Source organism: Flammeovirgaceae bacterium SG7u.111 (assembly GCA_034044135.1).
GTDB lineage: Bacteria > Bacteroidota > Bacteroidia > Cytophagales > Flammeovirgaceae.
The window spans coordinates 3,752,322-3,767,487 of the sequence record CP139021.1 but is presented as its reverse complement, the minus strand read 5'-3'; the positions used below and the strand labels follow the sequence as shown (position 1 = coordinate 3,767,487).

At 41.6% G+C, this 15,166-nt stretch carries 13 protein-coding genes; 11 read left to right on the top strand and 2 right to left on the bottom strand.

Translation table 11 applies throughout. The annotated features are described in order from the left end of the window. The first annotated feature begins 11 nt into the window (after positions 1-11). The 8 genes from R9C00_14625 to R9C00_14590 all read left to right on the top strand — a co-directional run bounded on the left by R9C00_14625 (position 12) and on the right by R9C00_14590 (position 8,829). The gene (locus R9C00_14625) at positions 12-221 is read left to right on the top strand and encodes a heavy-metal-associated domain-containing protein (protein WPO38693.1); all 210 of its coding nucleotides are present in this window, start codon (positions 12-14) and stop codon (positions 219-221) included. A 91-nt stretch (positions 222-312) separates the two neighbouring features. Further along, positions 313-729, top strand: a complete 417-nt coding sequence (locus tag R9C00_14620) for a hypothetical protein (GenBank protein WPO38692.1) — start codon at positions 313-315, stop codon at positions 727-729. Between the two features lie 97 nt (positions 730-826). Further along, positions 827-4,657: an efflux RND transporter permease subunit gene (locus R9C00_14615; GenBank protein ID WPO38691.1), complete on the top strand. Its 3,831-nt coding sequence runs from the start codon at positions 827-829 to the stop codon at positions 4,655-4,657. 92 nt (positions 4,658-4,749) lie between these two features. Next, positions 4,750-5,133 (top strand): four helix bundle protein, encoded by a 384-nt coding sequence (locus R9C00_14610; GenBank protein WPO38690.1) that lies wholly within the window; start codon positions 4,750-4,752, stop codon positions 5,131-5,133. Next, a complete protein-coding gene (locus R9C00_14605; GenBank protein WPO38689.1) occupies positions 5,130-6,383 on the top strand; it encodes a TolC family protein in 1,254 nt (417 codons plus the stop codon). The genes R9C00_14610 and R9C00_14605 overlap by 4 nt, the downstream gene beginning before the upstream one ends. A 61-nt stretch (positions 6,384-6,444) precedes the next feature. Then, on the top strand, positions 6,445-6,795 hold the full coding sequence (locus R9C00_14600; protein WPO38688.1) for a four helix bundle protein: 351 nt from the start codon (positions 6,445-6,447) through the stop codon (positions 6,793-6,795). Continuing rightward, positions 6,792-8,501 (top strand): efflux RND transporter periplasmic adaptor subunit, encoded by a 1,710-nt coding sequence (locus tag R9C00_14595; protein WPO38687.1) that lies wholly within the window; start codon positions 6,792-6,794, stop codon positions 8,499-8,501. Before R9C00_14600 ends, R9C00_14595 begins: the two co-directional genes overlap by 4 nt. Positions 8,502-8,697: 196 nt before the next feature. Next, on the top strand, positions 8,698-8,829 hold the full coding sequence (locus tag R9C00_14590) for a hypothetical protein (GenBank protein WPO38686.1): 132 nt from the start codon (positions 8,698-8,700) through the stop codon (positions 8,827-8,829). A 602-nt stretch (positions 8,830-9,431) separates the two neighbouring features. Here R9C00_14590 and R9C00_14585 read toward each other — a convergent pair. Beyond that, positions 9,432-10,151 (bottom strand): hypothetical protein, encoded by a 720-nt coding sequence (locus R9C00_14585; protein ID WPO38685.1) that lies wholly within the window; start codon positions 10,149-10,151, stop codon positions 9,432-9,434. Between the two features lie 350 nt (positions 10,152-10,501). On the opposite strand from R9C00_14585, the gene R9C00_14580 reads away from it, so the two are divergent. From R9C00_14580 to R9C00_14570, 3 genes are all read left to right on the top strand, one after another. After that, positions 10,502-11,467 (top strand): arginine deiminase-related protein, encoded by a 966-nt coding sequence (locus R9C00_14580; GenBank protein ID WPO38684.1) that lies wholly within the window; start codon positions 10,502-10,504, stop codon positions 11,465-11,467. Between the two features lie 176 nt (positions 11,468-11,643). Beyond that, entirely contained in the window at positions 11,644-12,189 is a 546-nt protein-coding gene (locus R9C00_14575) for a hypothetical protein (GenBank protein WPO38683.1), read from the top strand. Between the two features lie 178 nt (positions 12,190-12,367). Further along, on the top strand, positions 12,368-14,716 hold the full coding sequence (locus R9C00_14570; GenBank protein ID WPO38682.1) for a gliding motility-associated C-terminal domain-containing protein: 2,349 nt from the start codon (positions 12,368-12,370) through the stop codon (positions 14,714-14,716). Here the strand turns inward: R9C00_14570 and R9C00_14565 are convergent. Continuing rightward, positions 14,709-15,041 (bottom strand): hypothetical protein, encoded by a 333-nt coding sequence (locus R9C00_14565; GenBank protein ID WPO38681.1) that lies wholly within the window; start codon positions 15,039-15,041, stop codon positions 14,709-14,711. The two genes, R9C00_14570 and R9C00_14565, sit on opposite strands and share 8 nt — an antisense overlap. Between the last annotated feature and the right edge of the window lie 125 nt (positions 15,042-15,166).

The following is a 15,166-nucleotide window of genomic DNA, read 5'->3' as shown; positions in this document are numbered from 1 at the left end:
ATAATTTAGCAATGGAAAATTTTAAGTTTAAAACGAATATTAATTGCCAGGGATGTTTAAAAACGGTAACACCGCATCTCAATGAACTAGAAGATCTTGAAAGTTGGGACGTTGACTTGGAAAACTCTGATAAAATCCTTACGGTTAATCTAAAAAGTGATTTTAAAGAAGCGGTGGTTCAAGCAGTAAAAAAAGCTGGATTCGACATTGAACGACTTTAACAGGTTGATTGTTAAAGAGCAAATAACACTTAAAGTATGATTTAGCATGGTTTGTTGCTTTTGTAAAAGCATTTCTCGTTATCTTTACACCGTGAAACAACTGATCTCCATATTCTTGGCTTCGCTCATCCTGATGGGCAACATGGGCTTTACGCTTGCCACGCACTTTTGCGGTGGGCAAGCGGTAGAGACGGAGCTGGCTATAGGGGTGCATGAGTTGGCTTGCGGCATGTCTGAGCCTTCTGCCAAGGCAAGTGGCTGCGAAAAAGAGGCTATTTCTGAAAAGAGCTGTTGTGACGATGAAGTAATCTCTGTTGACAATGGAGACGAGTTCAAACAATCGCTGCAAAAGCTTACTTTTGATCACAAGGTCACCCTTACTTTTGTCTATTCTTTCCTCAAAATATATTTCCCTTCTGAGGAAACTTATACATCATTTACTTCTTATTCTCCACCACTTTCGGTAGCGCAGGACTACTACGTCCTTTTTCAATCCTTCTTGTTGTAATCCATTGAATAATTGAGCTTTGGCTGCCTTTTGTTTTAAGATAGCCTGATCTTTTTATGCTTGTTTTGGAGCACTTTATCTCAATTATTACTGAATTATGCTTAATAAAATCATCAAATATTTCCTAGAGAATAAGTTAGTTACTATTCTCCTTCTTACCGGACTTGTTGCTTGGGGAATTGTTACCGCTCCGTTTGGCTGGCAAGTCGGTGCGCTTCCTTCCGATCCTGTCCCTGTCGATGCTATTCCCGACATAGGGGAGAATCAACAAATCGTTTTTACACAGTGGTCTGGACGGTCTCCACAGGATATTGAAGATCAAATATCTTATCCGTTAACAACCTATTTATTAGGGATTCCTGGTGTGAAATCAATCAGGAGTTCATCCATCTTTGGGTTTTCCAGTATCTATATCATTTTCTCGGAAGACGTAGAGTTTTATTGGTCCCGATCGAGGATTCTTGAAAAACTCAATTCCTTGCCCTCTGGCTTGTTGCCCGATGGGATTCAGCCCGCTTTGGGCCCTGATGCTACAGCACTGGGGCAGGTATATTGGTACACCATAGAAGGACGTGACAAAGAGGGAAATCCTACTGGAGGTTGGGATTTGCATGAGATCCGTACGGTGCAAGATTTTTATGTGAAATACGGGCTAAATGCTACCGAAGGGGTTTCGGAAGTGGCTTCTATTGGAGGGTTTGTGAAGGAATATCAGGTTGATGTAAATCCCGATGCGCTAAAGGCTTATAACATTTCTTTGTCAGGAGTGATGAGGGCGGTACAAAAGTCGAACAAGGACGTAGGGGCGAAGACCATCGAAATAAACCAAGCGGAATACTTAGTGCGTGGTTTGGGCTACGTAAAGAAAGTAGAAGACATTGAAAAAGCTGTGGTGGCTGTGCAGGATAATGTGCCCATTCGTATCAAAGATGTAGCCGTTGTCAGCTTGGGACCAGCCACTCGGAGGGGACTGTTGGACAAAGATGGTGCAGAAGTGGTGGGTGGCGTAGTGGTTGCCCGCTATGGGGCAAATCCTTTGCAAGTTATTAATAATGTAAAAGATAAAATAGAGGAAATCTCCCCAGGGCTTCCGAAGAAAATCCTTCCTGATGGGCGTGAAAGCCAATTGACCATTGTTCCATTTTATGACCGTTCTGAGCTCATTTATGAGACACTGGGTACACTTGAAGAAGCCTTGTCTTTAGAGATTCTTATCACCATTTTGGTCGTTATCGTGATGGTGTATAACCTGAGGGCTTCTTTTCTGATATCCAGTTTGTTGCCTATCTCTGTTCTAATGGTTTTTATTGCCATGCGCTACGTTGGGGTAGATGCAAATATTGTGGCGCTTTCTGGTATTGCCATCGCCATTGGCACCATGGTGGATTTGGGGATTATTCTCTCTGAAAATATCATCAAACACATTGATGAAGCACCTCCAGGTCAAAAACTGGTCGATACTATTTATAATGGTGCTTCAGAAGTTGCCACCGCTATTTTGACGGCAGTGGCAACCACCATTGTCAGTTTTATTCCTGTTTTTACTATGGAGGCTGCCGAAGGGAAGCTTTTTGGACCACTGGCATTTACCAAAACTTTTGCTCTGTTGGCGGCTCTTTTGGTTTCCTTGCTGATCCTACCAACCCTTGCCCACCTATTTTTTGGTTTTCAGGTCAAAAGTAAATTGCTGAAGAAATACGGTCACTTTGGCTTGATATTGATCGGGGTTATCGGTCTCTTTTTCGCTCATGTTTGGGCAAGTGTTTTACTGCTTTTCTTTGGGTTGATAGGCTTGGTTAAACGTTTTGTAAAAGCAAAAAGCGTAACTCTGCCTGCCATCAAATTCTTGTTGAAATACGCCGAGTTAATTGCAGTACTTCTTGGTGTGGTTTGGTTGCTGGCTACGTATTGGTTACCCTTAGGCGCTTCCAAGTCTTTTGCTCTTAACTTCATTTTTGTAGCCTTATTAGTGGGCTTCATCCTTGGCGTTTTTAGGTTTTTAGAAGTTCAATACAAAAGAATCCTTACGTGGTGTTTGGCGAATAAAATGGCTTTTTTACTATTCCCAACGCTACTTATCCTCTTAGGAACCAATATTTGGTTGGGCTTCAATACTGTTTTTGGGCTTGTTTCCAGAGGGTTTGAAAAGATTGGTTGGAACATTGGCGAAACCTCGGTCTGGTCAACTATGGCAGAGGCTTTCCCCGGAATAGGCAAGGAATTTATGCCTTCTTTGGATGAAGGTAGTTTCTTACTGATGCCCACATCCATGCCTCATTCGGGAATGGAGTTTAATAGGAAAGTGCTGGGGCAGTTGGATATGCTTGTGACCAATATTCCAGAAGTAGAGCTGACAGTTGGCAAGTTGGGAAGAGTTGAATCAGCGCTCGATCCAGCACCTATTTCCATGTTTGAAAATGTCATCAATTACAAGCCTGAGTATGTGCTCAACAAGAAGGGACACCGGCAAAGGTTTAAAGTGGATAATGACAATCGATTCATCACACTTTCGGGCGATTCATTAACCAATCAAGAAGGGTTAAGCAAAGGTATTGAGCCAAACGAACTCGTTGCAGACGATAATGGCGAGTATTATCGCAATTGGAGAGACCATATCCATTCGCCTGATGACATTTGGAATGAGATTGTAAAAGTCACTAAATTGCCAGGAGTCACTTCCGCACCAAAGCTTCAACCAATTGAAACCCGATTGGTTATGCTTCAAACAGGGATGCGTGCCCCAATGGGTATCAAGGTGTACGGACCAGATCTCAAAACTATAGAGAATTTTGGCTTACGGCTAGAAAACATTCTGAAAGAAGTTCCTTCTGTAAAAGCAGAGGCTGTGTTTGCCGATAGAATTGTGGGCAAGCCATACATCCATCTCAATATAAACAGGGATGAAATTTCTCGATATGGCTTGAACATAGAAGACGTTCAGCAGGCTATTGAAACGGCGATTGGTGGTATGAAAATAACTTCCACAGTAGAAGGTCGAGAACGCTTTCCTGTAAGGGTACGGTATCCACGAGAACTCAGAGATGACCCAGAAACCCTAGGCAATATTCTGATGCCGACACCAACGGGTGCTCAAATTCCATTGTCACAAATAATAGATTTTGAGTATATAAGAGGATCACAAGCCATAAAGAGCGAGGAAACCTTTCTTGTGGGTTATGTTCTTTTTGATAAGCGAGATGGGTTTTCAGAAGTCACGGTGGTAAACGCAGCCCAACAAACAATTCAAGATAACATTGATTCTGGAGTGTTGATCGTACCTGCTGGCGTCAGCTATAAATTCTCTGGAAGTTATGAAAACCAAGTTCGGGCGGAGAAGCGCTTATCCATCATTGTCCCTCTTGTTTTGGTCATTGTATTTCTCATCCTCTATTTCCAATTCAACTCCATTTCTACCTCCCTCATGGTGTTCACGGGCATTGCCATGGCGTTTAGCGGGGGCTTTATCATGCTCTGGCTTTATGGGCAAACTTGGTTTGGTGATTTCAATTTGTTTGGAACAAACTTCCGTGACTTGTTTCAAGTTCATACCATCAATTTGAGTGTGGCGGTTTGGGTAGGGTTCATAGCTCTTTTCGGAATTGCCACCGACGATGGTGTATTGATGGCGACCTATCTGGACCAAAGTTTTAAGCGCAATACAACAGACAGTTTGAAGGGAATAAGTGAGGCAGTAGTGGAAGCAGGTCAGCGTAGAATCAAACCCGCAGTGATGACTTCTGCAACTACCATTATTGCCTTGCTGCCCATCCTCACTTCCCAAGGGCGAGGTTCAGATATTATGATACCAATGGCTATCCCTGCTTTTGGAGGCATGCTCGTAGCTGCTATTACGTACTTCGTAGTTCCTGTTTTGTATTGTTGGAGGGAGGAAAAAAGGATAGATGTTGAACTAAGAGAAGGGGAATGAAATGGAAATAAAAAAGCGAAATAGGTAGAAATATCAGAAAGGGGAGATAGGGAAATATATAGAAATATAAGAAAGGAAATAGTCAAAATACTATGAAAAGCACGAATTATATAGTCTTGAAGGATTTAGAAGTTTATCGGCTTTCTCGGAAATTATCTGCGTTGGCTTGGGGGATTTATTCAGGCTTAACCTTTGAGCAAAAGAAAATCATAGGTGACCAATTTATCAGATCAGCTGATTCGGTTGGGGCAAATATAGCCGAAGGATATGCACGATACCATTACCTAGATAAGGTTCGATTTTATCATGTTTCAAGAGGGTCGTTATCGGAAACTTGCCACCATTGGGCAGAACTCATGTTGGAAAGGGAAATTATTTCCCAGAACACGTTTGATGAACTGGCTCAAATACATGAGCCACTAGAAATCAAGCTCAATAATTTTATTTCTGTAACCCTGAAAAATGCTAAAAAATGAAAACTGTCTATTTCTATTTATTTCCACGTATTTCGGCTTTACTTCTATTTATATCTACTTTTTTTCTATCCATTTCCTATTCTCAAACATTGGAAGCATACCTCGACTCGGCAGCGATGAACAATCCCGGCTTGAAAGCCAAATACAAAACATTTGAAGCATCTATGGAAAAGGTGGCACAAGTAGGTGGTTTGCCAGATCCAAATCTTTCTTTTGGCTATTTTGTATCGCCCGTAGAAACAAGAGTTGGTCCTCAGCGGTCTAAGTTTTCGCTTACGCAGATGTTTCCTTGGTTCGGTACGCTGAGGGCGCAGGAAGAAGCTGCTTCTTTAATTGCCGAAGCTAAATACCAAGAGTTTTTAGAGGCAAGGAATAAGTTGTTTTATCAGGTCGCTGCTTTTTATTATCCTTTGTTCGAGCTAAATAGATTGATGGTATTAGAAGAGGAAAACTTGCGTGTATTATCGTCTTACAAAGACATTGCAACAGTTAAGTTTCAAAATGGAAAAGTGGAAATGGTGGATGTGTTGCGGACCGATATAATGCTGAAAGAGGCACGCACAAATCTTTCTATTCTGAAGCAAAAGAAAAAGCCACTTGAAACCCGATTCAAAGCACTTGTGCATCTGGAAGATACCGAGCCGATTACGGTTCAGGATTCTCTTTCTGTCAAAAATTTGCTACTGGGCTATCGGAGGGATTCTTTGTTGGCAGACAATCCTTTGATAAATGAGTTGGAGCTGAAAATGAAAGCAAGTGAGGCAAGTGAACAAGTTGCTATTAAACAAGCACTTCCAAAATTTGGCGTAGGCTTGGATTATGTGGTGGTTGGGCAACGCACAGATATTGATTTGCCAGATAATGGCAAAGATGTTTTTATGCCAATGGTTACGTTGAACCTTCCTATTTATGGCGGTAAGAACAGAGCTGCGAAGAGAGAAGCTCAACTCATGCAAGAGTCTTTTGCTTTGCAAAAAGAAGATATGTCCGACCGCCTTTCCAGTTCCTATGACATGGTTTGGTTCGAGATTCAAAAGCAGGCGGATTTTATCACGCTTTACACCCAGCAGATCCAGACTTCAAACCAAATGTTGAATCTTCTCTTTTCAGCGTATAGCAATTCGGGAAAGGACTTTGAAGAGGTACTGCGAATGCAACAGCAACTATTGAAGTATCAAAAAATGAGGGCTACTGCTTTGGCAGAATACCACATAGCCTTGGCTGAGCTAGATTATATAACAGCAAAGTAATTTACTGATTTTTAATCATTTAATGATGAGATGATTCGATGGTAAATAAAAAAATGTAACCATGAAAAAAAATGAGATACTTGATCTAAGTTTTCAATTTGCACTGGATGTTATCGAATATGTCGATTTGCTTGAAGAAAAAAGAAAGTATGTAATAGCAAGGCAACTTTTAAAATCAGGTACATCGATTGGGGCAAATATCAGAGAAGCACAAAATGTTCATAGCCTTAAAGATTTTGTTGCAAAGTGTATCATCGCAATGAAAGAAGCTGATGAAACGGAGTATTGGCTTTTGCTTTGTGAAAAAAGTAAAAGCTATCCGAATCCCGATAGGCTTTTGACGACAATTGTTTCGATAAAGAAACTTCTTGCAAAGATTATTTCTACTTCACGAAAGAAATTAAGCTCATGAAAAAACTATTTGAAAATAAAATTCTACTGGTTGGAATCGCTCTTTTTGTAGGTGTTGTCATTGGGTGGGTAATCAAATCATCAAATAATTCTATCATCAAACCATCATCGCATCATCATATCATCGAACCATCAAACCATCAAGAATGGACTTGTTCGATGCATCCACAAATTAGAAAAAATGAGCCGGGAGACTGCCCCATTTGCGGAATGGATTTGATCCCGTTGGAAAGTGAAACAGATGTCGAGGTTGACCCAATGGCGGTGAGTATGTCGGCAACTGCTATGCAGCTGGCACAAGTGCAAACGATGGTAGTAGGATATGGAGATACGGAAAAAGCTGTCCGCTTAAATGGAAAAGTACAAGCAGATGAGCGAAAGGTATTTACCCAGTCTTCGCATATTCCTGGGCGGATAGAACAGTTAACTGCCAATTTTACAGGTGATTATGTGAAAGAAGGGCAGGCGATTGCTTATATCTACTCGCCAGAATTAGTCAATGCCCAAGAGGAATTGTTTGAGGCTCAGAAAATCAAAGATACGCAGCCTGGGCTTTTCAATGCAGCAAAGGAAAAGTTGAAAAATTGGAAATTGACAGATGTGCAAATTGATCAGATTTTATCATCTGGAAAGGCTAAAAGCAAGTTCCCGGTGTTAGCTAATGTGTCGGGCTATGTTTCCAAAAAGCTGGTCAATTTGGGTGATTATATAAAGCTTGGCCAGCCTATTTATGAAATAATGGATCTTTCAAAAGTATGGGTGCTTTTTGAGGTGTATGAAAGTGATTTATCTTGGATAAAAAAAGGAGATAAGGTTTCTTATACTGTTCAATCATTGACTAGTGAGACTTTTGAAGGGGAAATAACTTACATAGACCCAAGTATTGATCCTGTTACAAGAGTTGCCAAGGCGCGGGTTGAAGTAGTGAACAAAGAGCTGAAGCTTAAACCAGAGATGTTTGCCAGTGGAATAGTTTCTTCTGAAGTTGGTGGAAAGGAACAACAGGTAGTTGTCCCGAAATCTGCGGTGATGTGGACGGGGAAAAGGTCGGTGGTGTATGTGAAAAATACTACTTCCCAAGGTGTGAGTTTTTTGTTGCGGGAAGTATCGCTAGGAGCTACCCTTGGGGAAGGATTTGTTATTGAAAAAGGGTTGCAATTGGGTGAGGAAGTGGCCGTGAACGGAACGTTTAGCATTGATGCCGCCGCGCAGTTGGCAGGCAAACCGAGCATGATGAGCTTGGAGGAGAAGGTAGACGTTGGGGAAGATGCAAAAACAGCCCTTTTGCCATTGTTTAGGTCTTATTTTGAATTGAAAAAAGCCTTAGCGGCAGATGATTTTGGCAAGGCTAAAGAGGCTGGGGGAACAATGAAAGTGGAACTGGTGAATGTGGATATGAAGCTGTTTGAAGGTGACGCTCATAAACTCTGGATGGAGCAGGCTGATCAATTGAAAAAAGGTTTGGTTCATGTGAGTCACTTCAATGAAATTGATGAATTAAGAAAGGTTTTCATGCCAATTTCCAATGCGATGATAGTCTTGGCAGAATCTTTCCAGCCTCTTTCCGAAACGGTTTATGTGCAGCGATGCCCCATGGCGGATAATGACAGGGGAGCTGATTGGCTCAGTCTGGAAAAAGAGATCTTGAACCCGTATTTTGGGGATATGATGCTGAACTGCGGAGAAGTGAAAAAAGTGATACATTGATTTTTTTGATGCGCTGATTGGTTAATTTGCTAATGGGGGAATGTGCTGATGTGCTAATGAGAGGATTAAAAAATGATGTTTAATGGTGCTTTGCAAGCTTGCCATTAACTTTGTATTAATCCCGAAGGCATGTAATATTTATAGAAACGCCCCAATCCGTGAGTGCATAAACCACTTTTCTGAAGTAGTATAGATTATGAAAAAGTGTTGTAAAGTTGGAGATGAAAACCCAGTGCCAAGTTGGAGGAAATGGTTGAAAAGGGTGGTGTATTTGGTTGTGGTTGCGGCTGTAGTCGGGCTATTGGCAATTGAGATTTTGAGGGGGTGATGCTTGCTATGGGCAGTTTTTGCGCACTGAGGAAAGAGGGCAGTGCCAAGACCGAAATGGGTTGGTGCGTGGGGAGGTTTAGGAACATGTAAAAAATAACTTATAGCAGTTTGAGGTTTCTTTTTCCTTTACTCTTCCTTATAAATACTCGCCAATGCGCTGCATTGCCTCCGTTTTCTGCGTTGATTAAAGAAAAAATAATTCCTCAACTTTGCCATAACTTACTCTTTACATGTTCCTTGGCAGCCCGGGACGGGGCTTTCCCAGCTCCTTTTTTCAGGACTGGGAAAAGTGCGCCCAAATGAGAGGGAAAAGAATTGTTTTTTCAGGTAATTGTGCAGAGATTTAGGATGTTTGTCGTCTTCTTATAACATTCAATCACATGAAACTATGTCTAGAAATACTTGGCTGCTAGCTTGTTCTGTTTGCTTATGGAAAGTTATTTCAAACAGGGCTGGGGCGAGAGGCTTTTGGGGAATGGACGCCTTTGATATAAGAAAGGGTGAACCATCTTTCTTAGGGAATTGAGCTGTTGGCGAAGGCTAGGCTTAAGGGGAAGTAAAACCTCCTGCCCGTGGAAGGGCTGGAGGTTTCTGAATGTTTTAAGCAGCCAAATTGCTTATTTCCCTCACCAGTTTGCGCTGGGCTACGGGCAGGAGAGATTCTTCGAGCGGGCAGGGGACTTTGCTGATAGCGGCAAATGTACCTGGGTTTGGTAGGTGTTTATACCGCTTTATGAGGTCAAGTTTTAGGCTCTCAAACGTTTGCCCCAAGCCTCTTCTCACGCTTTCTATGTGAGTGGTGCTTATACCCCTGAATTTCTCTTGGGCTTGGGTGAATATTGTTATTTGGTACTTGAACACTAAAGTGGTTTTTGAATTGTACTGCTCCAAAAAAAAGTACCCTTCGTCGGTGTAGAGCGGGAAAATCCCAACAGTTGTCAGCTCCAGGTTTGTGTCTATGTATTCATAAATCTCTTTCCCATTTTCCATCATGGCCTTTATGCGGGGCATGGCGTACAGAATAATGTCTTCTAGCTCTTTCATGCTCTCATCGTCTTCCACTATTTTTTCGTAGGTAAGTTTCAGCTTTTGGAAATCCGCCTTGGTGATCTGCTTGGGAAAATTTTCGTAGAGCACCTGTTTGTTCTCCTTTATTTTTTGAAGGTTTTGGTAGTGGAAAATCAGGTCGCTAAGGAGTGGATAGAGCTTTTTTTGGGAAAGTTTTTTCTTGGCATTTTGCAAATAGGCGAGGAGCAAATACTTTTTGTATTCAAAATCGATCAGTCCTTCGGTGAGCCAGTTGTTCTGAAGTTTTTCCATAGAGATAGTGGTTTTAGATTGAAAGATTATTAGCGAGCAAGTCGTGGTGTCTTGCAAATTCTTTGTCCTTGATGGAAGCTATGTGCCTCCTAAGGCTTGGCTTAGGTATGGAATAAGGTTTGTGTTCTTTAAACTATTGTAAAAAATGAATATTTCAAAATATAGGAGCTAATTTTTGAGATTTCATGTTTTATAGGGAAAGCTTGAGCTTTTTTTAAAATATCGCATTTGCCTTTCCAAATAATGAAATTTTAAAAGAGCGAATATTTCTAAACAAATGAGTAGAAATTATCATTTTAAACTATATTTTCGCCCATTGACCCAACAACCATTTTAACCCAAATCAGCCAATGATAAACAGTTTCACTTCCCACATTCTGATGGTTCGCCCAGCCCGCTTTGGGTTCAACCCTCAAACTGCTCTGACAAACGCTTTTCAAGACCCTTCGCTTAAAAAAAAGCAAGAAGAACTTACCGAAAAAGCCAAGGAAGAATTTGATGCTTTTGTAGAGAAGCTAAAAGCTGCGGGAGTAGAAGTAAATGTGGTATTTGACACAGAAGAGCCGGCAAAGCCCGATGCAGTGTTTCCTAATAACTGGATTTCGACCCACGAAGACGGGACGGTTATTTTGTATCCTATGTGTGCGCTCAACCGCCGGATAGAGCGAAGGAGAGGGGTTTTGGAACTGCTTGCTACGCAATATACTATCAGCCAAGAAGTCGATATGAGCCATTATGAAGAAGATGGGATGTATTTGGAAGGCACGGGAAGTTTGATTTTGGATAGGTGTAATAAGATTTGCTATGCCTGCTTTGCCGAACGTACCCATCCAGAACTGCTCAAGTTGTTTGAAGAAAAAACAGGGTATAAAACCATAGGCTTTACCTCTACCGATGCGCACGGAACACCAGTTTATCATACCAACGTGATGTTTTCAGTTGCCCAACACTACGCTGTTGTTTGTTTGGAGTCTATCGAAAATGAAAATGAAAGGCAACGGGTAATTGAAAGCCTGGCCGCTACGGGGAAAGAGATTATTGCGATTACGAGGGAGCAGATGGGGCAGTTTGCGGGAAATGTGTTGGAAATAGGCAGCCAAGTGGGCGAAAGCATTTTAGCAATGTCGGAGCAAGCTTATAAAGCATTTACACCAGCTCAGTTAGAAGTGATCAACCGTTATTCAAAAATAGTCCATTCGCCCCTATATACAATTGAGCAAGCGGGTGGGGGAAGTGCCCGTTGCATGATAGCGGAGCTGTACTTGCCGCTCAAAACCAAGCCTCTCCAAGAGGAAGAAGAAGCTATCGCGAGTTGATGCTTGTATTTTCATCAAAAGTTAAGCAAAAGCCTCGGTTTTCGACCGGGGCTTTTGCTTTTTTATAGTGAACTACTGAAGTGCATGTCTGTGTTTTTTTTGAATTAACATGCTCAGTAGTTAAATTAGAATATTGTTTTTATGAATGCATTCTGTTCAAATGAAAGGTTTTTGAAATGAAGAATTTACTGAAATTCACACCCTTGGTCATTCATGTGCTTTCACTAACTGCGTTAGGTTTTTTGTCAGGGTGTTATGAGTTTCCAGAAGAAACAACAGTAGGAAAGGGTACATTTGGTATGCTGGTAGATGGGAAAAAATGGATTGCTGATGGAGGAGTCAATATTATGCCTCCTCTTATAAAAGATGTTTATTTTCATTATTACCAAGAGAAGGGATTATTGAAAATATCAGCCTATAGAAGTTCTTCTCGTGAGCGGATCAACCTTTATGTCGAGGGTGTTGAATCAGAAGGGGTGTATAAGTTTTCTGAAATATGGAATTCGAAAAGTTCATCTTGTATAGACAGTACATGCTTTTTTAACATAGATGATAAATGTTTGCTTGCTTATAAATTGAAAGATTCAAATTCGAGCGAATTAATAATTACTAAGTTTGACACGACGGAATGGATTGTGTCTGGTACATTTGAAGTTGAACTTGAAAATGGTAAAGGCGAGAAGGTAGAAATTGAAAGGGGGCGGTTTGATATTCAGAATTAGAAAATATTTTTTTTATTAGTAATTAATCCTAATTCTCTATCTTTAGATGCCTAGTTGTTTAGAATCCTACAAAACTAATTCCTCTCCATCAAAGGAAAAATCGACGACACTTATTTACTAGCAACACAACTGCCTATCAGTTGGCAATTTTGATATGAAGATGAAAAAACTACTCACAATGATTTTTTTGTGTGCACTTTCTTTTATGGAGGTGCGTGCTCAGGTTGGTACTGAATTTTGGTTTGTTGCCCCCGAGGTTGCCAGTGCTCATGGGGACAGGCCTATTTACCTTCGGCTTTCTACCGTTGATCAGCCTACAAGGGTGCGGGTGAGCCAACCCGCCAATCCAGATTTCCTGCCCATTATCATCGAACTCGATTCCCAAAGTACCAGCTCGATTGACCTTACTTCTTTCGTAAGTGATATTGAGAATTCGCCTTCAAATTCGGTAAATGCAAAAGGAATTTTTGTAACTTCTTTAGCGCCCATTACGGCGTATTATGAAGTTTCCCACTCCAATAATCCTGAGATTTTTCCTTTGAAAGGAGAAAATGCCTTGGGTTACGAGTTTTATGTACCGGGGCAACGCTTGTTTCATAACCAGCTGGGCAAAAACTCCATTGACATAGTGGCAACGGAGGACAGTACGTTGGTGACTATAATACCCACCAACGATTTGGAAGGAGGGCGGGTAGCAAATGAGTCTTTCTCCATTATGCTCAACAAAGGGGAAACTTTTGCAGCAAGGGCACAAGGGCAAAGTGTGTATGATAAACTGCTCGGAACTCACATTGTAGCATCAAAAAAAATAGCCGTGACCATGAGCGATGATTCCATTTATAACAGGGGGAATTACGATTTGGTGGGTGACCAACTGGTGCCCATTGACTTTTTGGGAACGGAATATATTGCTGTGCGGGGAGAGGCTTATGACGAAGTAGTGATGGTGATGGGCGTAGCCGAAGGAACTCAGTATTCGGTAGACGGTTCTACGACGAAGATTAATTTAGGAAAAGGGGAAAGTAGGCAAGTTGTCATGTCATCCAATGTGCTTTTGATAGAAAGCAATAAGCCTGTTTATGTGTACCAGCTTACCGGTCATAGGGGAGAAATAGGTGATGCGATTTTACCCCCAATCAACTGTACAGGGTCAGGGCAGGTAGGCTTTGTCCGGTCTAGCAGTCAAGATTTTAACTTGGTTCTTCTTACCCAAAAAGAGAATAGAAACTCTTTTTTGCTAGATGGCAATCCTATTACTCTCAATTTTAGGGCTGTGCCAGGTACCGGAGATGTGTGGTATTATAGCTCTACCGACATGAGCACGCAGAGGCTCAATTTGGGGGCACATTTGCTCACAAATACCGAAGGGTTTTTCCACATGGGGATTTTGCACGAACTGGGGCTAAGTTCGGTGTATGGTTATTTTTCCAACTACAATACTTATTCGGGTAGTAATGTGAAGCTCTGCCCAGGAGGGGCTACGGTACTAGACCCGGGACCTCAGTTTGATAGTTATTTGTGGAGCACGGGAAGTACCGATAGGTTTTTGGAGGTAAAACAAGAAGGCACTTATACGCTAATGGTCACTTTTGACAACTGCTCCGCTACCGATACTTTCAATGTGTTTTTCGCCCCCACCTCGGTTGATTTGGGACCAGATACGCTATTTTGTGAAGGTGAAAGCTTCTTGTTGAAGCCTCAAGAATTTGATACATATGACTGGGGGATGCTCGAAGACAGCACATTCAACAAAAATACTCCAGGGGTATTTGCCCAAAAAGAAGGGACATACACCGTAACGGTCAGCAACCCATGTGGCACATATACCGACACCGTTAGCTTGGTAGCTACACCTCGGCCAGATTTGTTCTTAGGGAATGACTTGACCATTTGCGATGATGAAGAGCTGGTGCTTGATGCTGGAGAAGGGTTTGAATGGTACGATTGGGGCGATGAACAAAATGGGCAGTTTTTGACCGTGAAAGAATCGGGTTTGTACAAGGTAAGGACAAAGCTAGGCGGGTGTATCCAAGAAGATGAAATAGAAGTGGCGTTTAAGAAATCTCCCGAAGAAATAAACTTGGGAAAAGATAGGGTTGTCTGTGTGAACGAAGAAATAACGTTGACTGCTACTGGCGAGGATTTGGAATGGTTTGAGTGGTTTGATGGCTCGACTGATGCCGAAAAAGTGGTGATGGGCGAAGGGAATTATTGGGTGAAGGTTTCCAATGAGTGTGGAGAGGCCGAGGGGCAAATCATGTTAACGGCCATAGGGAATGATGGTTTGTCGATGGCGAATGCTTTTTCCCCAAACAACGATGCCTATAACCAGTATTTTGAAATAGACGAGTGGCTATTGGGTTCTCAAATAGATATTTTCAGCCGCTGGGGAGACCTTATTTACCAGTCCGAAAGTTACCAAAATGATTGGGATGGAGGCACTGAGCCCAACGGGCTGTATTTCTACTTGATTAAAAGTGAATGCCTAAGCGATACATATAAGGGATGGATCACGCTCATCAGGTAGAAAGCTTATCGATCTCCGCCGCTATTTCTGTTGTCAGTTTGTCGAATTTCATCCGCAGTTTCTCTGCTAGCCCATCGCTACTATTTGTGCTGAACTTATTTTTACATTCGCCCAAGAAAGAAACAAAATCGTTTTCGCCCAACTGAATTGCCTGAGGCTTAAATTTATGTATGGTTTCTTCAAACATCTCTTGGTTTGACTGTTGAATAGAGGTAAGAATTGCCTGCTCGTACTTTTCTAATTCTACTTTTAAGGAGTTTAAAAACAAGCTTTTCATCTCGTTGTCCTCTCCAAAAGCCTCTTGTATAAAAGAAAAATCTGCCATGTTTGCTCCGTAGTTAAAAGTTGCCTTACTGGGTTTAAGGGTTTGGGTATAATAGTACATCTCTACTTTGGGTTTGCCCTAAAAGTAGTTAGGGTTGCTATTTATGTGAGCTGGTTGGAAGTAAT

What these genes read in the sequence shown, in the direction of transcription:
- R9C00_14600 (WPO38688.1), top strand. Translation starts at nt 6,445, where the DNA reads ATGAAAAAAAATGAGATACTTGATCTAAGTTTTCAATTTGCACTGGAT.
- R9C00_14570 (WPO38682.1), top strand. Translation starts at nt 12,368, where the DNA reads ATGATTTTTTTGTGTGCACTTTCTTTTATGGAGGTGCGTGCTCAGGTT.
- R9C00_14575 (WPO38683.1), top strand. Translation starts at nt 11,644, where the DNA reads ATGAAGAATTTACTGAAATTCACACCCTTGGTCATTCATGTGCTTTCA.
- R9C00_14565 (WPO38681.1), bottom strand. Translation starts at nt 15,041, where the DNA reads ATGGCAGATTTTTCTTTTATACAAGAGGCTTTTGGAGAGGACAACGAG.
- R9C00_14595 (WPO38687.1), top strand. Translation starts at nt 6,792, where the DNA reads ATGAAAAAACTATTTGAAAATAAAATTCTACTGGTTGGAATCGCTCTT.
- R9C00_14625 (WPO38693.1), top strand. Translation starts at nt 12, where the DNA reads ATGGAAAATTTTAAGTTTAAAACGAATATTAATTGCCAGGGATGTTTA.
- R9C00_14610 (WPO38690.1), top strand. Translation starts at nt 4,750, where the DNA reads ATGAAAAGCACGAATTATATAGTCTTGAAGGATTTAGAAGTTTATCGG.
- R9C00_14605 (WPO38689.1), top strand. Translation starts at nt 5,130, where the DNA reads ATGAAAACTGTCTATTTCTATTTATTTCCACGTATTTCGGCTTTACTT.
- R9C00_14615 (WPO38691.1), top strand. Translation starts at nt 827, where the DNA reads ATGCTTAATAAAATCATCAAATATTTCCTAGAGAATAAGTTAGTTACT.
- R9C00_14590 (WPO38686.1), top strand. Translation starts at nt 8,698, where the DNA reads ATGAAAAAGTGTTGTAAAGTTGGAGATGAAAACCCAGTGCCAAGTTGG.
- R9C00_14580 (WPO38684.1), top strand. Translation starts at nt 10,502, where the DNA reads ATGATAAACAGTTTCACTTCCCACATTCTGATGGTTCGCCCAGCCCGC.
- R9C00_14585 (WPO38685.1), bottom strand. Translation starts at nt 10,151, where the DNA reads ATGGAAAAACTTCAGAACAACTGGCTCACCGAAGGACTGATCGATTTT.